This is a genomic window from Flavobacterium sp. GNP008, from assembly GCF_056428965.1.
Genome location: NZ_JBWJVL010000002.1, coordinates 531932 through 558547, shown reverse-complemented (window position 1 = coordinate 558547; position 26616 = coordinate 531932). Strand labels below are relative to the sequence as shown.

22 protein-coding genes are annotated in these 26616 nt (G+C 33.7%); 11 read left to right on the top strand and 11 right to left on the bottom strand.

Features of this window, described 5'->3' with window-relative positions:
* Positions 1 to 153: 153 nt before the first annotated feature.
* Entirely contained in the window at positions 154 to 528 is a 375-nt protein-coding gene (locus AC0608_RS08810) for a DUF779 domain-containing protein (protein ID WP_417989969.1), read from the top strand.
* A 1-nt stretch (position 529) separates the two neighbouring features.
* Here the strand turns inward: AC0608_RS08810 and AC0608_RS08805 are convergent, their stop codons facing one another.
* The 6 genes from AC0608_RS08805 to recG form a co-directional block, all read right to left on the bottom strand.
* Positions 530 to 1453, bottom strand: a complete 924-nt coding sequence (locus AC0608_RS08805; protein WP_478288803.1) for an AraC family transcriptional regulator — start codon at positions 1451 to 1453, stop codon at positions 530 to 532.
* A 73-nt stretch (positions 1454 to 1526) separates the two neighbouring features.
* Positions 1527 to 2390, bottom strand: a complete 864-nt coding sequence (locus AC0608_RS08800; RefSeq protein WP_417960112.1) for a bestrophin family protein — start codon at positions 2388 to 2390, stop codon at positions 1527 to 1529.
* Positions 2391 to 2417: 27 nt separating this feature from the next.
* Positions 2418 to 3731, bottom strand: a complete 1314-nt coding sequence (locus AC0608_RS08795; protein ID WP_417989971.1) for a TolC family protein — start codon at positions 3729 to 3731, stop codon at positions 2418 to 2420.
* 100 nt (positions 3732 to 3831) lie between these two features.
* Positions 3832 to 6927 carry an efflux RND transporter permease subunit gene (locus AC0608_RS08790; RefSeq protein ID WP_478288802.1) on the bottom strand — a complete coding sequence of 1032 codons (3096 nt, stop codon included), beginning with the start codon at positions 6925 to 6927 and terminating at the stop codon, positions 3832 to 3834.
* Between the two features lie 81 nt (positions 6928 to 7008).
* Positions 7009 to 8067, bottom strand: coding sequence for an efflux RND transporter periplasmic adaptor subunit (locus AC0608_RS08785; RefSeq protein WP_478288801.1), 1059 nt, complete (start codon positions 8065 to 8067; stop codon positions 7009 to 7011).
* Positions 8068 to 8355: 288 nt separating this feature from the next.
* Positions 8356 to 10461 carry an ATP-dependent DNA helicase RecG gene (gene recG, locus AC0608_RS08780; protein WP_478288800.1) on the bottom strand — a complete coding sequence of 702 codons (2106 nt, stop codon included), beginning with the start codon at positions 10459 to 10461 and terminating at the stop codon, positions 8356 to 8358.
* Between the two features lie 257 nt (positions 10462 to 10718).
* On the opposite strand from recG, the gene AC0608_RS08775 reads away from it, so the two are divergent.
* The 5 genes from AC0608_RS08775 (at position 10719) to AC0608_RS08755 (ending at position 15348) form a co-directional block, all read left to right on the top strand.
* Entirely contained in the window at positions 10719 to 11606 is an 888-nt protein-coding gene (locus tag AC0608_RS08775; protein ID WP_478288799.1) for a hypothetical protein, read from the top strand.
* A 28-nt stretch (positions 11607 to 11634) separates the two neighbouring features.
* Complete coding sequence (locus tag AC0608_RS08770) at positions 11635 to 11985, top strand: STAS-like domain-containing protein (protein ID WP_478288798.1); 351 nt, start codon at positions 11635 to 11637, stop codon at positions 11983 to 11985.
* On the top strand, positions 11972 to 12514 hold the full coding sequence (locus AC0608_RS08765) for a PIN domain-containing protein (RefSeq protein WP_478288797.1): 543 nt from the start codon (positions 11972 to 11974) through the stop codon (positions 12512 to 12514). Before AC0608_RS08770 ends, AC0608_RS08765 begins: the two co-directional genes overlap by 14 nt.
* Positions 12515 to 12823: 309 nt before the next feature.
* Complete coding sequence (locus AC0608_RS08760; protein ID WP_478288796.1) at positions 12824 to 13369, top strand: DUF1697 domain-containing protein; 546 nt, start codon at positions 12824 to 12826, stop codon at positions 13367 to 13369.
* A gap of 494 nt (positions 13370 to 13863) precedes the next feature.
* On the top strand, positions 13864 to 15348 hold the full coding sequence (locus tag AC0608_RS08755) for an aminopeptidase P N-terminal domain-containing protein (protein WP_478288795.1): 1485 nt from the start codon (positions 13864 to 13866) through the stop codon (positions 15346 to 15348).
* Between the two features lie 67 nt (positions 15349 to 15415).
* Here AC0608_RS08755 and AC0608_RS08750 read toward each other — a convergent pair whose 3' ends face one another.
* On the bottom strand, positions 15416 to 16153 hold the full coding sequence (locus tag AC0608_RS08750) for a Dph6-related ATP pyrophosphatase (RefSeq protein ID WP_478288794.1): 738 nt from the start codon (positions 16151 to 16153) through the stop codon (positions 15416 to 15418).
* A gap of 103 nt (positions 16154 to 16256) precedes the next feature.
* On the opposite strand from AC0608_RS08750, the gene AC0608_RS08745 reads away from it, so the two are divergent.
* Positions 16257 to 18320: a M1 family metallopeptidase gene (locus tag AC0608_RS08745; protein ID WP_478288793.1), complete on the top strand. Its 2064-nt coding sequence runs from the start codon at positions 16257 to 16259 to the stop codon at positions 18318 to 18320.
* Between the two features lie 21 nt (positions 18321 to 18341).
* Here the strand turns inward: AC0608_RS08745 and AC0608_RS08740 are convergent, their stop codons facing one another.
* Complete coding sequence (locus AC0608_RS08740; RefSeq protein WP_478288792.1) at positions 18342 to 18863, bottom strand: DUF7935 family protein; 522 nt, start codon at positions 18861 to 18863, stop codon at positions 18342 to 18344.
* A 130-nt stretch (positions 18864 to 18993) separates the two neighbouring features.
* On the opposite strand from AC0608_RS08740, the gene AC0608_RS08735 reads away from it, so the two are divergent.
* From AC0608_RS08735 to AC0608_RS08725, 3 genes are all read left to right on the top strand, one after another.
* Positions 18994 to 19761 carry a sulfite exporter TauE/SafE family protein gene (locus tag AC0608_RS08735; protein ID WP_478288791.1) on the top strand — a complete coding sequence of 256 codons (768 nt, stop codon included), beginning with the start codon at positions 18994 to 18996 and terminating at the stop codon, positions 19759 to 19761.
* 116 nt (positions 19762 to 19877) lie between these two features.
* On the top strand, positions 19878 to 22217 hold the full coding sequence (locus tag AC0608_RS08730; protein ID WP_478288790.1) for an ATP-dependent helicase: 2340 nt from the start codon (positions 19878 to 19880) through the stop codon (positions 22215 to 22217).
* Between the two features lie 83 nt (positions 22218 to 22300).
* Positions 22301 to 22921, top strand: coding sequence for an L-threonylcarbamoyladenylate synthase (locus tag AC0608_RS08725; RefSeq protein ID WP_478288789.1), 621 nt, complete (start codon positions 22301 to 22303; stop codon positions 22919 to 22921).
* A 252-nt stretch (positions 22922 to 23173) separates the two neighbouring features.
* On the opposite strand, the gene AC0608_RS08720 is transcribed toward AC0608_RS08725, so the two are convergent.
* The 3 genes from AC0608_RS08720 to AC0608_RS08710 are packed head-to-tail and all read right to left on the bottom strand — an operon-like array spanning position 23174 to position 25526.
* The gene (locus AC0608_RS08720; RefSeq protein WP_417960098.1) at positions 23174 to 24007 is read right to left on the bottom strand and encodes an OmpA/MotB family protein; all 834 of its coding nucleotides are present in this window, start codon (positions 24005 to 24007) and stop codon (positions 23174 to 23176) included.
* Positions 24008 to 24061: 54 nt separating this feature from the next.
* Complete coding sequence (locus AC0608_RS08715) at positions 24062 to 25063, bottom strand: glycosyltransferase family 2 protein (RefSeq protein ID WP_417960097.1); 1002 nt, start codon at positions 25061 to 25063, stop codon at positions 24062 to 24064.
* A gap of 13 nt (positions 25064 to 25076) precedes the next feature.
* Positions 25077 to 25526 (bottom strand): type I restriction enzyme HsdR N-terminal domain-containing protein, encoded by a 450-nt coding sequence (locus AC0608_RS08710; RefSeq protein ID WP_417960096.1) that lies wholly within the window; start codon positions 25524 to 25526, stop codon positions 25077 to 25079.
* 49 nt (positions 25527 to 25575) lie between these two features.
* On the opposite strand from AC0608_RS08710, the gene holA reads away from it, so the two are divergent.
* Complete coding sequence (holA, locus tag AC0608_RS08705) at positions 25576 to 26580, top strand: DNA polymerase III subunit delta (RefSeq protein WP_478288788.1); 1005 nt, start codon at positions 25576 to 25578, stop codon at positions 26578 to 26580.
* The last annotated feature ends 36 nt before the right edge of the window (positions 26581 to 26616 follow it).

Sequence of the window (26616 nt, the reverse complement as noted above, 5' to 3'; positions counted from 1 at the left end):
CGGATATAGTTGATTGAAATCAATTAAAATGGTATACGGATTTTGCGACAAATTGAGTTTCTTAAATAATAATCAATCTGCAAAGTAGCGGTAATTTTATAGGCCAACCATAAACATATTTTAAAATATTTTTGCAAAAAAAAGAGTAAAAAAATGATAAAAAGAATTGATGCCACAGAAGAAGCAATAGAATTAATCACTATTTTAAAGGAAAAACATGGTGATTTGATGTTTTATCAAGCAGGAGGGTGTTGTGAAGGAACGCAACCACAATGTTTTGAAAAAGGCGGGTTTTATCAAAGAATGGGCGACGTATGTATAGGTACAATTGAAAATACTGAATTTTGGGTAGATAAGGATTTATTTGAATATTGGAAACATGCACATTTTACTTTGGGTGTAATAGATGCGTTTGGAGCGGGAGGATTTTCCTTAGAAACACCATTGAAAAAAACATTCCGAATCGAATATAGAATTTTTACTCCAGAGGAAGAATTGTCACTTGAACCCGTTGCATTTATAGAATAATCTAGTTTACGTACAATAATTGATATTGTTTAGGAGTAATCCCTTCATGTTTTTTAAACAAACGAATAAAGTAATTACAATTTTCAAATCCTGATAAATACCCAACCTCATTAATTTGTATCGAAGGATTTTTTAGTAATTGTTTGGCACATCTCATTTTTTCGCTAATCACAAATTCTATTGGGCTCATGCCTATTTCTCTTTTGAAAAATCGATAGAAAGAAGTAGTACTCATGCACGCTTTCTCGCTCAAATGTTTTATGCTAATATTTTCTTTCAAATTCAATCGAATGAATTCGACTACTTGTGTGATAGGATTTTTTGGATCGGTAAATAAACCATCCTCTATAGCTTTTGCAGTTTGTGTCTGAATAATTCGAATCAATAATTCCTGTAAAGTCAAATCGGCCAAAGCATCTTTTGTAAGTAATGTGCTCATGCATTCTTTGATCAGTTTATTAATGGTCGTTGCGAATTCCACATTATTGTAAAAATAATAATTATTGAAATTCAATTGCCAGAACTGGTCTTTTCCTTCTTTTGGGTATCTTTCATTCAAAAAATCTAAGGTATCTGTAATTTTAGTTTGGTCTATAGCCAAAGCCAAACACTGTGTCGGGTTGTTTTTTGAAGCTTCAGGAAAATCGATTTTCATTTGCACGTTTGATGGTATGACAACGGTTTCGCCTGGTAAATAGACAAAACTTGGATCGTCTAAGAGGTGCATTATTTTTTTGCCACGCAACATGCTGGTTACCACAAAATCATTAAATTTTAAAGGAACTAACGTAGAAGATTCATATGTTTCAAAAAGATTCAGTTCACAATGGTTTAAAGAGTAAACGGTTCTGTTTTCTACTAATGTTTTTAACGATTTCTCGTTTGATAAATGTGGTGGGTTTATAAAAGCGCGGGTACTATTCATAGTTTTAAACTTTAAATGGGCAAAATCTAAATTTAATGAAAATAATTAGAACCAGAACACTGTTTAACAAAACTTAAATTAATTCTTCCACATGTTTTTTGATATTCGCTGCAATTTTATGTGTTGGTAAATCATTTGCATCGCTTCCAAAAGGATCTTCTATTTCCTCTGCAATTAATTCCAAACTAGCCAAAACATAAAAAATGAATACAACAACTGGCACTACATAATAACCCAAACTAAAGGAGTATCCAAAAGGTAAAGTCATTACATAAAAGAAGATGAATTTTTTAAGAAAAGCGCTGTAGGAGTAGGGAATAGGCGTGTTTTTGATTCGTTCGCAAGCACCACAAATATCGGTAAACGATTTGACTTCGTCGTTCAAAATGATAAGTTGGTCCCCTGTTATTTTTTTAGAATCATATAAATCATTAATCTTCTGAAATAGCATTTTTGCTACTTGATTGGGTTTGTGCTTGTGATGGTCAATTTCTAAATCTACATCTTCAAACAATTGTTTGCCTGTATCAGTGTCATTCAAATGTTTGTGCAAGATAGATGCATAACCAGGAATCATTTTTCTGAAATATTTGCGGTCTTTTTCTTCGGGTAACATAGCGGATAATTTTATTGAAAAATTACGACTATTATTAACTAAAGAACCCCATAATTTTCTGCCTTCCCACCAACGATCATAAGCGGTATTAGTCCTGAAAACTAATAGTAATGATATCACAAATCCTAACATCCCATGCATTATGGTAATGTTTTTTATATAACTGGTGTCAGCTAATTTCAAATATTCTACTTCTAAATATCCTACTATACCGGAATACGCACCTATAGCAATCATTATTGGGAATAAGGTTCGGAAGGTATCCGCTTTATGAAAACGAAAAATAAAAGTAAACCAGTCTTTTGTGTTATAGGAAACCATTTAAGATATTTTTTTAGCAAAAATAAATTAAAAAATAAGATTACCAGCTAATTCTCGGAGTGCAATTTCAGATAATTTTCCTTGAAATTGAGCATTACTATACCGCACTTTAGCATTGACATAATTCAATTGCGCCGTTCTAAATTCTAAAGTAGTTATGGTCCCAATTCTAAACTTATCTAGTGTTATACTGAGATTTTGTTTGGCTATTAATTCATTTTTTTCTTCTAAAAAAATTAATTCTAAATTAGTTAAATACGTTTGATAAGAAGTAGCCAATTGGGAGTTTAAAGCTAAATTTTGTTGCTCTATATTCAGTTTAGAATTCTGAATTTGAATCTTAGCGATTTTCTCATTTCGGTTTTGAGAAAAACCATCAAATACATTCAATGTAGCACTAAAACCATAATTAAAACCTCTTGATTGTGATTGTGCAACGAAACCCAAACTGGATTGACTTTCTGAAAAATTATAGGCAGTATTTACCCTAACGGTTGGATAACGGGCTGCTTTTACTTGTTTCAATTCTAATTCGGCGACTCTTTTATTGATGATTTGGGCCTCTAATTGTGGATTTTGCTTTTCCGCCAAAGCAGTTAGTTCCGGAAGTAATAACAGTCCATCGACTTCAAGAACATCGATTACTCTGAAATTAGTGGTTACGTCCCGGGCTAACAATTGATTTAATAAAATTTTGCTGTTAGCATATAATTCTTTCTGTCGTAGTAATGCCACCTGATCTGTATTAAGATCTACTTGTGCATTTAAAACTTCTAATTTAGAGGCTTTACCAATGGTAAATCTGTTTTGTGCCAAATTCAGCCGTTGATTCGAAATGACTATTGTGGTGTCTAAAGCGGCTAATTGTTGTTGTTGTTGCACTAGATCATAATACGCCGCATTTACATCGCTAATTCTTGTGATTACGGTTAGTTTTAATTGTGCTTCACCCAATTTTTGTAGTTCTTTCAATTGGTCCATTCGGGCAAACATTCTAAGTCCGTCAAAAACAGTCCAATCCAATCCAACGCCATACGTTAAATTATTATTTTTAGCGTTGTCTAATTCAGTTTGGGTTCCGTCCTGACGTGTTTGAGAACTATTTTGAACGCTGTTATTATCAAAAACAGAAGCTGTTACAGTAGGTAGCATTCCTGCATTTCCTATTGCTACGTTTGTTTTTTGTATCGATAAATTATTAGTGGCAATTTTTATTTCGTAATTATTTTCCAATGCAATTTTTACAGCATTTTCTAATGTCAAAACTTCTTGAGCATTCGTTTTTACGATACAAAATAAGAGTAATATAAAACTTTGAAATAGTATTTTAATAGTCTTCATAATTATATTTTTTGGTCACGATTTTCTAAATTTTTAAATTAAAAAAAGATAATCGACGTCAGCTAAGTTCCATTTAAATTATTAGATGTAAGTATAGAAATTATTTAACTTCTTTTTCATATTCTTCAATATGATCAAATTCAGGATAATGTTTTCTAGCTTTAGACCACATCAAATACATAGCTGGGATAACGAACAATGTTAAAACCAATGAGAAGATTGTTCCTCCTACAATAACAACTCCCATCCCAATTCTACTTGTTGAAGCTGCACCAAGTGACATTGCAATAGGCAATGCACCTAATGAAATTGCTAAACTGGTCATTAAAATTGGTCGTAATCTTGCTTCCGAAGCTTCTAAGATGGCTTCTAATTTTGGTTTTCCTTGTTCCCGAAGCTGATTGGCAAACTCGACAATCAAAATCCCATTCTTGGTTACTAAACCGATAAGCATAACAGTACCAATTTGACTAAAAATATTCCAAGTTTGGTCAAATAGCCACAAGGAAAATAATGCACCGGCTACCGCCATAGGAACAGTCAGGATAATAATGAACGGATCAATAAAACTTTCAAACTGGGCTGCCAGAATCAAAAAGATTAACAGTAAAGCTAGACCAAATGCAAAAGCGGTATTCGAACTGCTTTCAACAAAGTCTCTGGATTCGCCTCCTAAATCGGTTGTAAATGTATCATCAAGTACCTTGGCTTTTATATCATCCATTGCCTCAATACCGTCGCTGATACTTTTTCCAGGAGCGAGACCGGCTGAAATAGTGGCAGACATGTATCTATTATTATGATACAATTGTGGCGGATTGCTTTGCTCTTCTACTTTTACAACATTATCCATTTGAATCAATTGGCCCATATTGTTTTTGACAAACATAGAGGTCAAATCCAATGGTTTTGAACGGTCTTTTTGGTCAAATTGGCCAATTACTTGATATTGTTTTCCATTCATCATGAAATAACCAAAACGCTGTCCACTCAACGAAAGCTGTAAAGTTTGTGCAATATCAATCACAGAAATCCCTAAACTTTCCGCTTTTTCACGATCAATTGTGACGTTGATTTCGGGTTTATTGAATTTTAGATTTACATCTGTAACAGCAAAAGTTTCATTTTTGGATGCTTCATCCATAAACAAAGGAATTTTTTCTCGTAGTTTTTCAAAGTTTGGGGCCTGAATAATATACTGTATCGGTAAGCCACCACGTCTGTTTACAGCAATTGTCGGCTGTTCAATTATAGATGTTTTTGCTTCGGAATATTGCTTGGTCCATTTGGTTAATTTCTCTGCAATCTCTTTTTGGGAATCTTTTCTATCACCTGGTTCTACTAATGAAACTCGTATGAAACCACTATTTACAGAGGATGAACCATAACCGGGTGAGGTAATTACTAAGCTGACTTTTTTACCCGGGATCGAATCATCTACTAATTTTGAAACTTCCTGCATTAAACGATCCGTGTATTCATACGAAGAGCCTTCGGGAGTAGTCATACGCATCGTAAATCCGCTTCGGTCATCATACGGAGCTGTCTCTTTTTGTAATAAATTAAAGAAAAGATAAATTAATCCAAAACAAACAAAAAGAATGGGGAAACTGAACCACTTTTTTTTCATGAAACGAGCCAGCGAACTTGCATACCCTTTATTTAATTTTTGAAAATAAGGTTCCGTTTTAATATAAAATTTCGATTTTTTTTGTTCACCACCTTTCATTAAATAGGCATTCAACATTGGGGTTAATGTCAACGATACAAAAGCAGAAATTAATACGGCTGCGCCAATGACGACACCAAATTCCCGAAATAGCCTCCCGACAAATCCTTCAAGGAAAATTACAGGTAGAAATACTGCTGCCAAGGTTACAGAAATGGATATTACGGCAAAGAAGATTTCGTTGGATCCTTTGATGGCCGCTTCAATCGGTGTCATTCCTTCCTCAACTTTTTTGAAAATATTCTCGGTGACAACAATTCCGTCATCAACGACCAGCCCGGTTGCCAAAACAATAGCAAGCAAAGTCAACACATTAATGGAGAATCCAAAAAGCCACATTATAAAGAAAGTAGCAATCAATGAAACGGGAATATCAATTAAAGGTCTAAAAGCAATAGCCCAATCCCGGAAAAAAAGATAAATAATTAAGATTACCAGAATAATTGAAATCCCTAGTGTTTCCGCTACTTCGATAACCGATTTTTTTACAAAAATGGTATTGTCAATAGCAATGTTTAATTTAATATCCTTGGGTAAATCTTTTTTTAAAGCTTCGAAAACAGTGTAAAATTCTTTAGAAATATCCAGGTAATTTGCTCCCGGAAGTGGAACAATGGCAACACCAACAAGAGGTGTGCCGGATTGAGTCATTTTGGTTTCTAAATTTTCAGGTCCTAATGTGGCGGTACCCACATCACTAAAACGAACTACTTTTTCCCCATCGGTACGGATGATTATATTGTTGAACTCTTCGGCAGTGGATAAATTCCCAACAGTCTTTACCGTTAATTCTGTGTTTTTTCCAGTCAGTTTTCCAGAAGGTAATTCGACATTTTGCTGGTTCAAAGCGTCTCTTACTTCTGAAACGGTGCAACCATACGAAGCCAGCTTTACAGGATCAATCCACAATCGCATGGCATATCTTTTTTGTCCCCAAATCTGAACACCACTTACGCCTGGAATCGTTTCTAATCTTTGGGAAATTACGTTTTCGGCATAATCACTTAATTCTAATGCGCTTCTGGTATCACTTTGAACGGTCATCGAAATAATCGCCTCTCCATTGGCATCCGCCTTTGAAACTACAGGCGGTGAATCAATATCCTGCGGAAGGTTTCTTACAGCTTGTGATACTTTATCTCGAACATCATTGGCTGCATCTTCCAGGTTTTTATCTAAATTAAATTCGATAGTAATATTGCTGCTTCCTTGCGCACTAGAAGAAGTCACATTTCTAATCCCGTCAATAGAATTGATTGCTTTCTCTAAGGGTTCAGTAATTTGGGACTCAATAATATCAGAATTAGCACCTGCGTAGTTGGTACGTATAGAAACTTGAGCCGGATCAATTGAGGGGAATTCACGAACGCCTAGAAAAGTGTATCCTATTATTCCAAACAACACAATGGCTAGATTGATAACGATAGTCAGTACGGGCCTTCTAATACTTGTGGTTGATAAACTCATTTTTTTTTTGAATTATGAATTTTAAGTTATGATTATTAAATTTTCTAGTGAAAACTCATAATTCACAACTCACAATTAAAATTATTTTATAGTAACTTTGACAGGAGTTTCATTTTTTAATGACATCACACCACTGGTAATAACGGTATCACCTGCTTTTAAACCAGAAAGCACTAAAATTGATGCGTCTGTTCTCGTAGCCGTTTCTATCATTATTTCTTTGGCTTGACCATTACTGGAAATAAAAACTTTTTTCCCGTTTTGTACCGGAATAATTGCTTCTGTAGGCACTACAATAGCATCTTGTATAATATCTAATGGCATTTCTACATCAGCAAAAGTTCCAGGTAATAATTTGCCATCTTTATTATCCGCAATGGCACGTACTTGTAATGTTCGGGTACTAACTGCAATCTCTGGATCAATAGCATACACATTAGCAGTATATTTTTTATCAGAGCCGGCAATTTTAAAAGTTATTGTTGTATTTTTTTTAACTTGATTGGCATATTTTTCTGGGATTGAAAACGTAATTTTTAATTTCCCAACATTCACTAATTTAGCAACTAATACTGTTGGCGTTATGTAAGTACCCGGCGAAATAGAACGCAAACCAATTTTTCCAGAGAATGGTGCTCGTACTGATGTTTTTGCAATTTGTGCTTTGATCAACTGACTTTGGGCTTGTGCCGATTTTAAATCAGCACGTGCTAAATCGTATTCTTCCTGACTAATGGCTTCTTTTTGAAGTAATAATTTGGCTCGTCTTTCGTTTTCGGAAGCCAATCCTTCTCTGGTGGAAGTTTGTCTCAATTGTGCTCTTAATTCTAAATCATTGACTTTAAAAAGTACTTGTCCTTTAATGACAGCACTACCTTCCTGAAAATAAATTCCTTCTACTATTCCTGAAACTTCACTTCGAATTTCTACTTGCTCATTGGCTTCTATAGAACCTGAAAGGGATAAATTATTATCAAATGTTTGGTATTTAACTACAATACCGCTTACGTTCATTTGTTTATCTTTTCCTTTAAGATCATTTGGATCTCCGTTTTTACTTTTGTTCTCTGAGATTCGATAAACAATAAATCCAATTATTCCGATCGTTAACAAGGCATAAACAAGGTGTTTTATTTTCATAGTTATTTTATAAAGTAGGATTAGGTATCAATAATTTTAGTTAAATGCAAATCTAATATTTAGGAATGGTAATTGACGAATTGTTAATTTTTATTTAACGTTTGTACATACAACTATTAATAATAACATAATATTACATTTTAATTAAATGCAATAAAATTCGTTTTGTAATTTTCTATGACTGTAAAAATGTAAAATGGTTTAATCCAAAGTATAAAAAATATGCGATTTTACTTAAAATAAATTCAAGAGACTTTTACTAAAAAGAAAAATATAGTAACTATTAGTTTAACTTATATAATTCCAAATATTTTTCTTTTTGGTCATTTCAATAAAAACGGTTCTCAAAGCTGCATGCTCCGGTTTTTGCATGCCCGCATCTTCCTTGAGTAAGTGTAAAGCGTAATTTCTGGCTAATGCCAAGGTATCTCTATCCCGAACCAAATCAGCAATTTGAAGATTAAGCACACCGCTTTGTTGGGTTCCCATTAAATCCCCCGGTCCCCGTAATTTTAAATCCACTTCGGCAATTTCAAAACCATCATTGGTTTGCACCATTGTTTCCATTCGGGTTTTACTGTCCGAACTCAGTTTGTGACTGGTCATCAGGATGCAATAACTTTGTTCCGCACCACGACCCACACGACCGCGAAGCTGATGCAGCTGTGACAATCCAAAACGTTCCGCACTTTCTATAATCATTACACTGGCGTTCGGAACATTCACACCAACTTCAATTACCGTTGTGGCGACCATAAGATTTGTTTTTCCTTCCGAGAAGCGTTTCATTTCGGCATCTTTATCCGCCGGTTTCATTTTTCCGTGAAGGATTGAAATGGAATATTGCGGCAACGGAAAATCTCTGGAAACACTTTCGTAACCGTCCATTAAATCCTTGAAATCCATTTTTTCCGATTCCTGAATCAGCGGATACACAATATAGATTTGGCGACCCAAAGCAATTTCGTCCCGCAGAAATTTCCAAACCTTCAATCGGTTGCTGTCAAAACGATGAACGGTCTGAATGGGTTTTCGTCCCGGAGGCAATTCGTCAATCACCGAAATGTCTAAATCGCCATACAAACTCATCGCCAAAGTTCGTGGAATAGGCGTGGCGGTCATCACCAAAACGTGTGGCGGAATCACATTTTTCTTCCACAATTTAGAGCGTTGTTCTACGCCAAAACGGTGTTGTTCATCAATCACGGCCAGTCCTAAATTCTTAAATTTAACCTTGTCTTCCAGTAAAGCATGTGTTCCGATAAGAATGTGTAATGTACCGTTTTCCAGTTCTTCATGGATAATTCTGCGTTGCGCTATTTTGGTAGAACCTGTTAGGATTCTGATATTGATGTTTAACGTTTCGGCCAATTCAGATAAACCAATAAAATGCTGATTCGCCAAGATTTCCGTAGGTGCCATCAAGCACGCTTGGAAGCCATTATCAAGTGCCAAAAGCATGCTCATAAAAGCCACAATGGTTTTCCCGGAACCTACATCGCCTTGCAGCAAACGGTTCATTTGGGCGTTGCTGCCCATGTCCGTTCGGATTTCTTTGATCACTCTTTTTTGGGCATTAGTCAATTGAAAAGGCAAATGATTCTGGTAAAAATCATTGAAATTTTCGCCCACAGTGGCAAACGGATGTCCTTTTATCTTATGTTTCCGAATGAGATTTTTCGTGATTAATTGCAACTGAATAAAGAACAGTTCTTCGAATATTAATCGGAATTTGGCTTTCGCCAAAACATCAGCGCTTTTTGGAAAATGAATGTTGAATAAAGCTGCTTTTTTAGGAATCAGCTTCAGTTCGTTAATCAAATAATCCGGCAAGGTTTCCGTGAATAACGCTTGTGTTTCCAGAAACAATTGCTGCATCAGTTTGTTAATCACCCGGTTTGAAATCCCACGATTCGTCAAGGTTTCTGTCGAAGGGTACACGGGTTGCATCGCCGAACGTAGACTTTGCTCGTGCTCGTTCATCAATTCAATTTCCGGATGCGCCATATTGAAAGCATTCCCAAAAGAGGTACATTTCCCAAAAATCACGCAAATTTCATTAAGCTTTAAACTCTCCCGAATCCATTTGTGACCTTGAAACCAAACGAGTTCCATTTGGCCCGTATCATCCACAAAAGTAGCGACTAAACGTTTTTGGTTTCGTCCAAATTCAACGGTTTTGATGTTTGTGATTTTACCAATAATCTGAACTTCGGCACTATTGTTTTGCAGTTCATTAATCTTGTAATACCGCGTTCTATCAATGTATCTGTTTGGAAAAAAATTAACCAAATCCACGTACTTATAAATTCCCAATTCCTTACGCAACAATTCGCCCCGATTGGGACCAACGCCTTTGAGGTATTCGATGGGAGTAAGTAGGAGGTTTTGCATTTAGATTTTTTTGGACACGGATGAAACGGATTTGCTTCTCTCGACTTCGCTCGAGATGACAAAAACGCAGATTAAAACGGATTTTTAATTTGATGGAGCGAAGATAGTTTTTTGTTTGGAAATTTGGAAATGGGATTGTTAACGAAAGGAGTAGGAAAATTTGTATATTTGAAAGATTGATATTGCTACTTAATAATAGTTAATGTTTTTTTGTATAAATAAGTCAAAATTATTATATCACACCTTCAAATATTAAAATGAAAATTATTTATATACCTTCTAAAATAACTTCGCAAGTATATGGTTATGAGTTGCTCTTGCGTTTTCATAATGATTTGTCGAGCTTTAAAAATGAAATGATTCATATTAGCTTTAAAAATGTATTTTGGTTTGAAGCTAATTTAGTTGCAATATTGGGCGCAATTATCGAAGATCTTGAAGAAAGACAAAATATCGTTCAAATTATAGATACGGACTATTTAAAAAGCAAAAATGATATTCTTTTTAGAAATGGGTTTTTACCTCATTATGGCATTAATTCTGGAAGTCTTTTTAGTAGTAACACACAAATTCCTTATAAAAAATTTAAAGAAGGAGAGCCTCATTTATATAATCAATACATTCAAAGTGAATTACTCGATAATAAGGAATTTCCCAGACATACAGAAAGATTAGGAAATGAAATAAAGCGAAATATTTATGAATTGTTCGAGAATGCAAGAACACATGGTAAATGTAAAAATATTCATACATGTGGTCAATTCTATCCCACTAGAAAAAAATTACATATTACAATTGTAGATACTGGAAAAACGATTGTGAATAATGTAAATGATTTTTTGAATAAGGGTATGAGTTCATCTGAGTGTATTAACTGGGCAATGGAAACCGGAAATACAACAAAGGTGGGTAATACACCTGGAGGTTTAGGTTTGGGGCTAATTTTTGAATTTATTAATCTAAATAAAGGTAAAGTACAAATTGTTTCCTCAAATGGATATTGGGAATTACGCGAGGGTATAATCAGTAAAACAGATTTAAATTTTAGTTTCGATGGTACGATTGCAAACTTAGAATTTGACTTAACAGAAAATAAACATTACAGCTTTATAGATGAAGTGCCAGAATTAGATAATATTTTTTAACTTTGTAAAATATTAAATATACAATCAAATGCAAATTTTAATTAAGGATATTATAAATGCTAGTTTTGCTGTCACAACAGAAGACGGTAATACTATTTTTGAATTATTGGATGATAATTTTTCGAAAAATGAAATGGTAATTCTTGATTTTCAAGGGATCACTCTTATGACTACTGCATTTTTAAACTCAGCAATCGGTCAGTTATATAGCAATGATAAATATTCTAGTATTTTTTTAAATACAAATTTAAAATTAATCAATGTACAAGAACAAGATAGGCCGCTCTTTGCATTAGTTGTCAAGAGGGCTAAAGAGTATTTTGCAAATAAACTCGGATTCGAGAAAAATACAAATGATTCCATTTATGGCAACAATTAAATTGAATGGATATCAAATAAAAATGACAGATCAGTTTTTTTTTGATACTAATGTTTGGCTTCTACTTTTTGGAACTGTTTCAAATTACCAAAGAAATGATCAAGCATCATATTCTAGCCTTTTAAAAGAACTCATTTTAAGGGATAAGCCAATTTATATTACATCTATGGTAATCTCTGAATTTGCGAATGTACTACTTAGGCATGATTTTAAACAATGGTCAACAACTAACGGATTTAATAATCAAGATTTCAAAAGAGATTTTGTAGGAACTAATGATTATCTAAATTCTGTTGTAACAATAAAACAACTAATATTAAGTATTTTAAGTATTCCAAATCTTATAAAAGTCTCAGATAGTTTTCATAATATCGATACAGATATATTACTTAATAATTTTGGTAATGTTGATTTTAATGACTCTTATATTACTCAACTAGCGACTCAAAATAGTTATAAAATTGTAACAAATGATAGAGATTTTCAAAAATTAGGAAATTTTATTGATATAATTACAACTCAAATTTGATATAATTCAAAAGATTGTTGACAACAGTTTTGGATATCAGTATATTGTTTTTTTTTATTAAAAATAGAAAAACCCCTTAATTTATTTATATCATCATTAGTTATTTGAATAATTACTTATTTTTATTAAATACAATTCCAAACAACAAGTAATTATTATCTAAATATCATAATTTTTAGGTTTATAGTTTTTTGGTAAATAACTTTTTTAGTTTCGAACCAATTACCTTTAGTAAATTTAACTATTAAAACTAAAACGCTAAATTCTGCTCCAAACACAATATCTTCGCAGAATATAAAAAGTATAATAATGACAACTCATCTCACATTGCTTCGCAGTATCAATGTTTCCGGTCACAACATGATAAAAATGGAGGCACTAAAAACGACTTTGGAAGCCATTGGTTTTCAAAATGTGCAAACTTACATTCAATCAGGAAATGTTTTCGTGGATACAGAAGAAGAAAGTCCTACGAAAGTTGGTTTTCAAATCAAGCAGGAAATTTTCAAGGTTTTTGGTCATGAAGTGCCTGTTGTGGTTATTGGTTCCGCAGATTTAGAAGCGTGTTTCAAAAACAATCCTTTCTTGAAAGAAAAAGATATTGACAGCAAGAAGTTATACGTGGCTTTTATTTCTACCACGTTGCAAAGTACCAGCATCAATGATTTGAAAATTAGCCAATTCAAGCCGGATGAAGCGAGTATTGATGAGAGCAGAATTTTTATTAAATACGCTGTTGGAGCCGGAAAAACTCGATTCGACCAAAAATACATCGAGAAAAAACTGAATGTTATTGCAACAATCCGCAATTGGAATACGGTGACGCAGTTGTTGAAAATCTACGAGGAAAGATAAACAAAGTACTTTACGGGTAAAAAAATAAGCCGCAGATTCGCAGATTTTTTAAAATCAGTGAATCTGCGGTCATTGATTTAGAAGCAACTGTAAACCGTTTAACAGGGTTAATTTTAGCGGCTTTTTCACTTTAGAAAAAAATAATTATAATTTGACGCAACCTTTTGCAAGAAGTAGCATCTATGTTATAAGTTTAAAAACTATAGCATATAACATTTTACTATTCTAGTATAAAAAAGTAAATTATTAGTGCTTATTAAAAACATTTTTCATAAAGTTTAGTTTTGGTTAATTTTAGAATGATGAAGCACTTTTGCTGAAGAGTACTCAGAAGTTGAAAAACTTTTGGTGCTCTTTTTCTATTTTTAAACGGATAAAAGAAGGATCTTTCAATAAAAATAGTAATTGATACGCACAAAAAAATTATATTTACCTATCAATTCATTCATTCAAAACCTCGTCTTTATTTTGCAAAACTCTAATATTTTAGCGCCATGAATTTAAAACTTTCTTTTGTTTTTACTGTCTTTTTTGTCTGTGTTACCATAGCACAAAACGGAAATCCAAACGATTATTTATCGGCTCAATTCCATAAAGAGCGCAGAGAAGCTTTACGTGCTAAAATGCCTGAGAATAGTGTGGCGGTATTTTTTGGTAATCCCATTCGGAATCGAGCTAATGATGTGGATTTTATCTACCATCAAGATCCGGATTTTTATTATTTAACAGGATATAAAGAGCCGAATTCAGTTCTGGTAATTTTTTCGAACAATCAAACCAATAAAGACGGAAAGTCATTCAATGAATTGTTGTACGTTCAGGAAAAGAATCCAAGAGCGGAGCAATGGACAGGAGTGCGTTTAGGAACGGAAGGCGCTAAAAAAGAGTTGGGTTTTGAAAATGCTTTGAATGGAGCTACGTTTTTAAATTCAGGGATTGATTATGCCAGTTTTGATACTGTTTTCTTTAAGGAATTTGAAGAAGATACTCGAAATTCGAAAAATGAAAAAGCCGATTTATACAAGTTAATTGGCGCCTTTAAATCCCAAATTGGCTATAATGAAAAAGTGAAATCTCAAATGGATTCGAATGTGCAAAACGAAATTAATGCTAAAAAAAGCATCACTTCAAAAAAGGCCACTATAAATACCAAATCGATTTTGACGTATATGGCGAGTTTGCGGGAGAAAAAATCCAAAGAAGAGTTGGTTTTGTTGACTAAAGCGGTACGGATATCGGCAATGGGGCAACGTGAAATCATGAAAGCGATGCATCCAGGAATGTCTGAAACGGAAATACAGGGAATTCACGAATTTGTCTATAAAAAGTACGGCAGCGAGTTTGAAGGTTATCCGTCAATCGTAGGCGCTGGAAACAATGGTTGTGTATTGCATTATATTGAAAATAGTAAAATGAAAGTCGAAAATGATTTGGTTCTAATGGATTTAGGTGCTGAATATCATGGCTATACTGCCGATGTAACCCGAACAATTCCTGCTAACGGAAAATTTTCTACAGAGCAAAAACTTATTTATGATTTGGTTTATGAAGCTCAAGAAGCAGGAATTGCTGCTGCAAAAATTGGAAATAGTTTCAATGCGCCCGATGCGGCGGCTCGCAAAATAATCAGCGTCGGTTTAGTGAAACTAGGAATTGTTAAAACAGAACAAGAATCCCGTAAATATTTCCCGCACGGAACTTCGCATCACATTGGTTTAGATGTTCACGATCCAGGTTTGTATAATGCTTTTGAAGCCGATATGGTTGTTACTGTAGAGCCAGGAATTTACATTCCTATCGGAAGTGATTGTGATAAAAAATGGTGGGGAATTGCGGTACGAATCGAAGATGATATTTTGATTACCACAAATGGACCCGTAAATTTATCTGCGGAAGCACCAAGAAAATCAAATGAAATTGAAGCACTTATGAATGAAAAAAGTGTGTTGGATACTTTCGTTGTGCCAAGTTTAGATTAGCAATTTCTTTCAGATTCTATAAAAATGGAACTCCGTTGTCTTATGACTTCGGAGTTTTTTGTTTAAATTATTTCCCAACCAAATCACAATACCAAAACCCAAAATCAAACGCATCAGAAGCACTCGTGTCGCAAGCGGTATCGGACGAATCTTCTTTTTCTGGTTTTTCATATTTTCGGTACACGATTTCACCAATTTCAAAATCTATGGGTTTTGAGAAAATGGGACCGTCAAATGTGAAGGTATGGAATTCACCATTTTCGCCACAAACATCTACATTTTCAGGTAAATCGTTGATGAAATCTTGATCGATAACGCGACCAACGAAACTTTTATCCAAAAATCGTTCGTTGACACAAACCACAATTGTTTTAAAACCTAAAGTTATGAATTCTTGAATGATCTCGTGAGTTGGGATTTTCCAAAGTGGAAAAACGCCTTCGAAACCTATTTCGGCTAATTTATCCTCCCGGTATTTACGTAAATCTTCGAGAAAGATATCACCAAAAATAGAGAGGGTGACGCCTTGGTTTTTTAGTGTAGCCAATGTTTCGCGCATCACATTTTCGTAGACTTCCATCGTTGGCATTTCGGGAATTTGCATGATTTCAAGCGGTAATCCAATGCTTTCGGCTTGCTGTTCCAATAATTCAACCCGGACACCGTGCATCGAAATACGTTGGTATTGCTGGTTGACACTGGTCAGCAAGCAGGCAATATCAATTTCAGGATTTTGTAGGGTTTTGTATAAGGCTAAAGCAGAATCTTTTCCGCTGCTCCAATTAAATAAGGCTTTCTTTTTCAAAGTAATTTTCTTCTGATTTTCTGAAGGTAAACTTACAAAATTAGGCGGATTAGTTTGGGAAACCTTTGTAACTTTGGAAATCGTAGCATTAAATGCCCTAATAATGAAATACCTATTCTTTTTTATTTCCACGTTTACATTTGCCCAACAAACCCAATTTGTTGATTTTAAATCGGTTTTAGGAAAAATTGCCATAAATCCGGTTGAAAAGATAGTCTCAGGAAATGTCGATTATGATTTTGACGTTTTGAAATCTATTGATACCATTAAAATTGATGCTCAAAATATGGAATTTTCTGATTTGAAACTGAACGGAAAATCGCTTAATTACATCAATACACAAAAACAATTGCAAATTATTTTTCCATTTAAAAAAGGAAAAAACAACCTGACTTTTCAGTTTTTGGCTAAGCCAAAACAAACGATGTATTTTGTTGGCTCACAGGCAAATGATAATGTACAAATTTGGACACAGGGACAAGGAAAATATACTAGTCATTGGTTTCCGAGTTTTGATGATGTGAATGAAAAAGTAGTTTTCAATTTAAATATTGCATATCATAAAAACTATCAGGTAATTTCTAATGGAACGTTAAAATTTAAATCAGAGCTTAATGGACTTTCGGTTTGGCAATACCAAATGCAAAAACCGATGAGTTCTTATTTATTGATGCTTGCCATCGGGAAATTTAAAAAAGAAACACAAAAATCAAAATCTGGAATTCCTTTAGAAATGTATTTGGAACCAAAAGATAGTGCCAAATTTGAACCGACTTATAGGGATTCAAAACAGATGTTTGATTTTTTAGAAAAAGAAATAGGAGTAAAGTATCCTTGGGAAATTTACAAACAAGTTCCAGTTCGGGATTTCTTGTATGCAGGAATGGAGAATACATCGGCAACGCTTTTCAACATGCGTTATGTGGTTGATTCAACAGGTTTTGAGGACAGAAGTTACACAAATGTCAATGCACACGAATTAGCCCATCAATGGTTTGGGAATATGGTCACTGCCCAAACCGGAAAACACCATTGGTTGCAGGAAGGTTTTGCAACCTATTATGCGTTACTCGCCGAAAAAGAAATTTATGGGGAAGATTATTTTTATTCGAAATTATATGATTCGGCGCAACAATTAAAATACGCTTCTCGAACGGATACGATTCCCGTTTTGAATGCCAAAGCCAGTTCATTGACTTTTTATCAAAAAGGCGCTTGGGCACTTTTTGTTTTACACGAAGAAATAGGAGATAAGGTGTTTAAAAAAGCAGTGAAAAACTATCTGAAAAAACATGCGTTTCAAAGTGTAAATACATCAGATTTCTTTGCAGAAATCAAAAAAATATCAGATTATGATTTGGATAATTTTAGTAAAGTATGGCTTGAATCAAGTGTTTTTAATACGCAACAAGCCAATAGTTTATTACTTAAAAATAGATCAATTAAAACATTATTTGAAGTAGATAAATTGAAAAACAAACCACTGTCAGAGAAAAAAGATTTGTTTGAAAAAACAATGCGGTCTGAAGTGCATTTTTCTGTAAAAGAAGCAGTTGTAAACCAATTAAAAGAGGACCGTTTTCAAGAGAAAGAATCGCTCTTAACATTGGCTTTAGAAAGTAAAAATATAAAATTACGTCAAACAGTAGCAGCCGCATTGAATGAAATTCCAGAAAGATTCAGAATACAATATGAAACGTTATTAGGAGACAAATCGTATCAAACCCAAGAAATAGCACTGTACAATTTGTGGAATAATTTTCCAGAGCAACGCATTCTATATTTAGATAAATCAAAAAACTGGATGGGCTTCAATGATTATAATTTAAGAACCTTGTGGTTGACACTTGCTTTATCAACGCCTAATTATGTTACAGATAAAGCAGTATTGGTTAACGAATTAACACAGTATACATCGATTAATTATGAAGCGAATACACGACAAAATGCTTTGGAGAAATTGCTCGTTTTCAAAATGATAAATGACCTTGTTTTAGAAAATTTGGTCAATGCAACTACCCATCACATGTGGCAATTTTCAAAATTTGGTAGAGATAACATTAGAAAACTATTGAAAAATCCGGTAATAAGAGGTTCTTTGGAAAAAATACTTCCCCATTTAAATGAATTGGAGCACTATCAATTAAATCGATTATTGAAGGAATAGCAATTACTAGTGTCAATATTTTTACCACAATTGTCCTACTTCATTTTTGATATATGCCAAAGCAGCATTGCTTGGGGATTGTTTCTCCATTAAATCCTTCAAAAGTACTTCACGCAATTTATCGGCATTGTCAACACGATCACTCCTATTAACTTTTAGAATCATTTGGATTGTAGCATTTTTTGCTGTGACAATAATTGTCCAACATTCATCAGTCATGTATATCTGTTGTGCTAAATTATGATCAAATTCCTGTTCAATTTGGGCAATTATAAGATTTTCATAATCGTTTTTATCATTGGAAAGCGGTACAATTCGGATCAATAATTTGGTAGGATTGATACGTTCCAGATACAATGCCATGCGTTCGTAGGCTTGTAAGCGTATGGGTAATGCGTCTTTTTGAGCCTCTTTTTGTAACAACCAGCGTCTTGTGTTTTGTTGGTCCTTGAAATATGAGTTAAATAGATAATAGGCAACTCCACCAGTTATTAATGACGGTATTGTGTAGGCCAGAATTTCTATAATTTTTGTTGAATCCATTTTAATTTGAAAATTTTAAAACAAAAATATACTTTTTTGAGTATAAATCAATTGCAAATTAATAGCAATGCATCAATCTGAATAGTATTTTTGCAAAACATAACTATAAAATTCAAAATAGCTTATCACGATGGAGACGTATGTATTGGTTTTACTTTGTTTAGCGGCTTTTGCTGCAGGATTTATTGATGCAATTGTAGGTGGTGGAGGATTGATACAAACGCCGATGGGTCTTATTTTATTGCCAAATCTTCCTGTTTCAACGGTAATTGGAACTTTAAAGGTTCCTGCATTCAGTGGAACTTCGTTTGCAGCGTATCAGTATCTCAAGAAAGTTGATATGAACTGGAAATTATTAAGCATCATGATGCTTTTGGCTTTTCCATCAGCATTTTTAGGTTCTACTTTGTTGACGTATGTAAGTAATGATTTCATGAAACCATTATTACTGGTGGTGCTTTCTTTTTTAGTGATTTACACATACGCTAAGAAAAACTTTGGACAACACATTGAAAAAAATCATTCTGCAAGTACACAAATCCTAAATGCAATTGGAATTAGTTTTGTGGTAGGACTTTATGACGGATTTATAGGACCTGGAACTGGTAGTTTTTTGGTGGTCGCTTTTATTGCCATTATGGGATTTGATTTTTTACATGCTTCTGCAAATGCCAAAATGGTGAATCTGGCGACAAATTTCGGCTCTATTTGTTTGTTTATTTTAAAAGGAAAAATCATCTGGGCTATTGCATTGCCTATGGCTGCCAGTAATGCTCTTGGCGGCTGGATAGGTGCTAAATTAGCCATTAATAAAGGGAATAGTTTTATTCGGATTTTCTTTTTGATAGTGGTGGTTGGTACTTTAATACGTTTTGCTTACGATGTATTTTTTAAATAAAAAGACAGAATCTTTTATCAAATACAAAAGTAAAGTGAATTAACCGTTTCTTGCTTTTTGGTACTTAAAACCTCATTCAAAATCGCTATTTTTGCATACAATTAGATAAAATTTTCATGCATAAATATATCGATCAACTTAACGAAGCACAACGAGAACCTGTTCTCCAAAAAGACGGCCCCATGATTATTATTGCAGGTGCGGGTTCAGGAAAAACACGCGTATTGACTATAAGAATTGCGTATTTGATGAGTCTGGGCGTTGACCCTTTCAGTATTTTGTCGCTTACGTTTACCAATAAAGCAGCACGGGAAATGAAAAAGCGTATTGCTGATATTGTAGGAAACAGCGAGGCCAAAAATTTATGGATGGGTACGTTTCACTCTGTTTTTGCTCGCATTTTACGCTCTGAAGCGGATCATTTAGGATATCCTTCAAATTTCACAATTTATGATTCTCAAGATTCACTGCGTTGTATTTCTGGAATAATCAAAGAAATGCAGTTGGACAGGGATGTATACAAGCCTAAACAAGTTTTAAGCAGAATTTCCAGTTATAAAAATAGTCTGATTACAGTAAAAGCGTATTTCAATAATCCAGAACTGCAAGAAGCGGATGCGATGGCTAAAAAACCGCGATTGGGAGAGATCTATCAAAATTATGTTGATAAATGTTTTAAATCCGGAGCGATGGATTTTGATGACTTGTTACTGAAAACTAACGAATTACTGACGCGCTTTCCGGAAGTTTTGGCTAAATATCAAAACCGTTTTCGCTATATTCTGGTAGATGAGTATCAGGATACAAACCATTCTCAATATTTGATAGTTCGGGCTTTGTCTGATAAATTTCAAAATATTTGTGTGGTAGGAGATGATGCGCAAAGTATTTATGCGTTTCGTGGTGCCAATATCAATAATATCTTAAATTTTCAGAAAGATTATGAAGGAGTAAAAACCTTCAGATTGGAACAAAACTATCGTTCAACAAAAAATATTGTGGAAGCGGCCAATACTATTATCGATAAAAATAAAGTAAAGCTGGATAAAATAGTTTGGACTGCCAATGATTTTGGTCCAAAAATTAAAGTGCACCGTAGCATGACCGATGCGGAAGAAGGCCGTTTTGTAGCCAGTACCATTTTCGAACAAAAAATGCAAAACCAATTGCATAATGGTGCTTTTGCTATTTTGTACCGAACCAATGCGCAGTCCCGTGCTATGGAAGATGCATTGCGTAAAAGAGATATCCCATACCGAATTTATGGTGGTTTGTCCTTTTACCAAAGGAAAGAAATCAAAGATGTTTTGTGTTACTTGCGATTGGTTATCAATCCAAAAGATGAGGAAGCATTAGTTCGTGTCATCAACTATCCTGCTCGTGGAATTGGAGATACAACTGTAGAGAAGTTAACCATTGCCGCCAATCATTACAAGCGTTCAATATTTGAAGTGATGCAAAATATTGATAAAATTGACTTAAAACTGAATTCAGGAACCAAACAAAAATTGCAGGATTTTGTTACTATGATTCAAAGTTTTCAGGTGATTAATGAAAATCAGGACGCCTTTTACATAACGGATCATGTTGCTAAAAAAACAGGATTAGTTCAGGAATTGAAGAAAGATGCTACTCCCGAAGGGATGGCAAAAATTCAAAATATTGAGGAATTATTAAACGGAATCAAGGATTTCACTGAAGGTCAAAAAGAAATTGATGGTGCTCGTGGTGCCTTGTCTGAGTTTATGGAAGATGTGGCTTTAGCAACTGATTTAGACAAAGACACTAGTGATGAAGATCGTGTGGCGTTAATGACGATTCATTTGGCAAAAGGGCTGGAATTTCCACATGTTTTTGTAGTGGGTATGGAGGAAGATTTGTTTCCTAGTGCAATGAGTATGAGTACCCGAAGTGAACTTGAAGAAGAACGCCGTTTGTTTTATGTGGCGCTTACACGTGCGGAACATCAAGCTTATTTGACGTATGCGCAATCTCGCTATCGTTGGGGTAAATTGACGGATAGTGAACCTTCGCGTTTTATTGAAGAAATTGACGGACAGTATTTAGAATATCTCACTCCCACAGAATCAAATTATCGGTATAAGCCCATGATTGATAGTGATATTTTTGGTGATGTGGACAAATCGAAATTGCGTTTGGCCAAACCTGCTAGTGGAACACCGCCTGCCAAATATAATAATGATAATGAACCCAAATCAGATATAAATATTCGTAAGTTGAAACCTGTAACGAATACTGTAACTTCAAGCGGTAGTGCGAATTTATTTGACAATAAACTGGTTGCAGGAAATATTGTAATGCACGAACGTTTTGGCAAAGGTGAAGTAGTGAATATGGAAGGAGCTGGCGCGGATAAAAAAGCAGAAATCAAATTTGAAGTTGGTGGAATAAAGAAATTATTATTGCGATTTGCAAAACTGGATATCATAGGATAAAAAATTTGTTTTGAGTTTAGGTTTTAAGTTGTCTGTTACCTGTACTTTTAAACTTTAAATGTGTTTAACTTTAATTTAAAAAAATGGCTCAATTTATAAAAATATATGAAGATAAACCAAACGAAGCAGCAATTGCCAAAGTGGTTAAGGTTTTAAAAGATGGAGGTTTGGTAATTTATCCTACGGATACCGTATACGGATTGGGTTGTGATATTACAAATACAAAAGCACTAGAACGCATTGCCAAAATAAAAGGAATAAAGTTAGACAAAGCTAATTTTTCTTTTGTTTGTCATGATTTGAGTAATATATCAGATTATGTGAGACAAATAGACACGTCTACTTTTAAAATTTTAAAAAGAGCATTGCCAGGACCGTATACCTTTATTTTGCCCGGAAATAACAATTTACCCAAAGAGTTTAAAAAGAAAACAACTGTAGGGATAAGAGTTCCTGATAATTCAATTGCTTTAGAAATCGTTAAGCAGCTGGGAAACCCAATTGTTTCGACATCCATCCACGATGATGATGATGTAATAGAATATACAACTGATCCTGAACTGATTTTTGATAAATGGCAAAACCTGGTGGATGTAGTTATTGATGGAGGTTACGGGGATAATATTGGTTCCACAATTATTGATTTATCGGGAGATGAACCCATAGTGATAAGAGAAGGTAAGGGAAGTCTGGATATTTTGTAAAATTTAAATTTTTAGCAAAACTGTTGGTGAGTTATAATAAATCTCTATATTTACTTATGATTTCAACAATTACAACACATATGCATGATATTCTTAATTATATTTAATTGGTTGTTAAAGAAAAATTGAGGATACATAACGGCAGGTCAATTGACCTGCTTTTTTTATATTACTATTTCAGGACTAGACAAAATAATACAAAAAAAAACGCCCCGATGATTCGAGGCGTTAATATTTTAAAATAATCTGAAATTACGGTCTTTGTTTTTTCATTTCTTTTTCAATCATTTCATAGAATTGATCAATTTTTGGTAAAACAACAATACGAGTTCTTCTGTTACGAGACCTGTTTTCTGCAGAATCATTTGCAACTAAAGGGATATAAGAACTTCTACCTGCAGCAATTAATTGTTCTGGTTTAACACCTAATTGATTCGTTAATACACGGATTATAGAAGTTGAACGTTTTACACTTAAATCCCAGTTGTCCAGTAATACACCTGAACCGTTGTAAGGAACATTATCAGTATGTCCTTCAACCATACATTCAAAATCAGGTTTGTCATTAACAACTTTAGCCACTTTAGCCAAAACCATTTTAGCTCTGTCTGTTACTTCATAACTACCACTTTTGAATAATAATTTATCTGCTATAGAGATAAAAACTACTCCTTTTTCAACATTTATTTCAATATCTGGATCAGATATTCCTACTGAACTTTTTAAGCTAGTTACTAATGCAAGGGTAACACTGTCTTTTTTAGTTAAAGCATCTTGCATTCTACTTATTTTTAAATCTTTCTCTTTGATAGATTCTAATGCTTTTTCAATATTTTGAGCTCCCTTAGTCGACAATACCGTCATGTCTTTCGAAACACTAATTAAGCCTTGATTTTGTTCTTTTAAAGCAGCCACTGTTGCCGCAAAACCTGCTTTTTCCTCTAAGCAAGAATTTAATTTTACAGTTGCAGTATTTAATAAATCTTGGGTTTCTTTATTTCTAGTTTCTAAATCCGTGTATTTCTTTTTAGAAACACAAGAAGTTAAAAGAGCCATTACTGATAAGGCAATTACGATTTTTTTCATGAATTGTTTGAATTTAGTATTAAAGGTTAAAAAACAAAGTTAGTTTTTTAAAATTTATTTAAATCTAAATAAATCGTTAAATACGAGGATTTTTCTAATAAAATAGAAGTAAACGATACTTTTTACACTATAGTATTCAAGATTTTGAAATTCGTCTCTTTTTTTATAATACTGAACAAAACGAATATAAAAGGACCAATGAGCCTTGAGTATTGCCACAAAATGGTTGGATTTTCCTTGTACTAAAAATTGCAGACCTGCAATGCCATCGAGAACCATTCGTGCTAAAAGAATCGTATATAATTTTTTTTCAGGAAGATTTTTAGTCAGCATCAACAATGAATTTCTAAAATTTAAATATGTTTTTTTTGGATTTCCTTGTTGTAAAGTCGCCCCGCCTACATGATAAACAACCGATTGGAAGTTGTATTTTATTTTAAAACCTTTATTAAAAGCCCGCCAACAAAGATCAATTTCCTCCTGATGTGCAAAAAAGCCATCGTCAAAACCCTTTAAATCCTTATAAACGGTACTTCGTATAAAAAAGCAAGCTCCGGAAGCCCAAAAGATTTCACAATTAGTATCATACTGTCCGTTATCTTTTTCTAAAGAATCAAAAATACGACCTCTGCAATAGGGATAACCGTATTGATCAATAAATCCTCCGGCAGCACCAGCATATTCAAAATACTCTTTGCGTTTGTAATCCAGTATTTTAGGTTGGATAATAGCTGTATCTGGTTCCTCTATAAAATTTTTAATAATGGGCTGCAACCAATTTTCAGTAACCTCAATATCCGAGTTAACCAAAGCATAAACTTCAGCATCAATAGCTTTTAATGCCGCGTTATACCCACTTGCAAAACCCAAATTACGCTCATTTTCAACAATTTTAACTGATGGGAAAAATGTTTTTATAAAAGAAATAGAAGCATCTGTAGAGGCATTATCCGCAACATAAACGGTGGCTTCTGGAGAATATTTCAGCACTGATGGCAAAAATTTTTCCAACAATAAAATTCCATTCCAATTCAGGATAACAACAGCTATTTTCATCTTTAAAATTTGATTATTGGATTTGGTACATTGGTAATTCAGTTAAAAACTGGTATTTCTGATTCTCAAAATCCATTTGACAAAAGTAATGATTCAATCCGTTAGTCACCATCAGGAATTGCGCTTTCATCGTCATGTTATACCGGGCAATTTGGTCGAAAGTTGCTTGTGCAATTTTAACTTCAGGTGCTTTGCATTCGATTAAAATGAAAATTGAACCATCAGGATTGAAAACCACTACATCATATCTTTTGCGCAAGCCATTGACTTTTAGTACTTTTTCTACATTAATCAATGATTTTGGATATTTTTTTTCATCTAATAAAAACTGAACAACATGCTGTCTAACCCATTCTTCGGGCGTGAGAATGATAAATTTTTTCCTTATTTCATCAAAAATGGAGACTTTATTTTCGCTATTTTTGAACCGAAAGGTGTAAAGTTGAAAATTTAATTTTTGCATGCAGCAAAAGTAAGGCTTTTAGATAATAGATTAAAAGAGAATAGCGAATATGGACGAAGTATTAAAAATTGTAAATGATATAAAAAGTGGCAACATCAAACCCATCTATTTTTTGATGGGAGAAGAGCCCTATTATATTGATAAACTATCGGATTATATTGAGAAAAAAGTACTAACCCAAGAGGAAAAAGGTTTCAATCAAACGGTTTTATATGGGCGAGATGTTACCATAGAAGATATTGTTTCGACTGCCAAACGCTATCCAATGATGGCAGAACGACAAGTAATAATCGTAAAAGAAGCACAGGATTTAATCAGAACCATAGACAAACTGGAAAATTATGCTGAAAATCCAATGGCATCAACGGTTTTGGTATTTTGCTATAAATATAAAACATTAGACAAACGAAAGAAACTTACTAAGCTAGTTGCCAAAAATGGTGTGGTTTATGAAAGTAAAAAGCTCTATGAAAACCAAGTGGGAGAGTGGATTAAACGTGTTTTGTCAGGAAAAAAATATACAATTGAACCTAAGGCTACCGCAATGCTGGTAGAGTTCCTTGGTACAGATTTAAGTAAAATAAACAATGAATTGGAGAAACTACAGATTGTTTTGCCAATAGGAACAACTATAACTCCCAAACATATTGAGGAAAATATAGGTTTTAGTAAAGATTTTAATGTATTTGAATTGCGAAAAGCACTTGGAGAACGCAACCAATTAAAAGCCTATACGATTGCTGAAAATTTTGCTCAGAATCCAAAAGACAATCCAATGGTAGTAACTACAAGTTTGGTTTTTGGTTTTTTTATTCAATTGTTAAAGTATCATGGATTGAAAGATAGGAATCCAAAAAATGTGGCGGCAGTACTAGGGGTAAATCCTTTTTTTCTGAAAGAATATGATGTGGCTTTAAAAAATTATCCCATGAAAAAAGTAAGTCAAATTGTGGGTGCTATAAGAGATATTGATGTTAAGAGTAAAGGTGTTGGCGCTAATGCGATGTCTCAATCTGACTTATTACGAGAAATGCTCTATAAAATATTTAATTAAAAGGCAAAATTTCCGATATTTGTATTCCAAAAATTG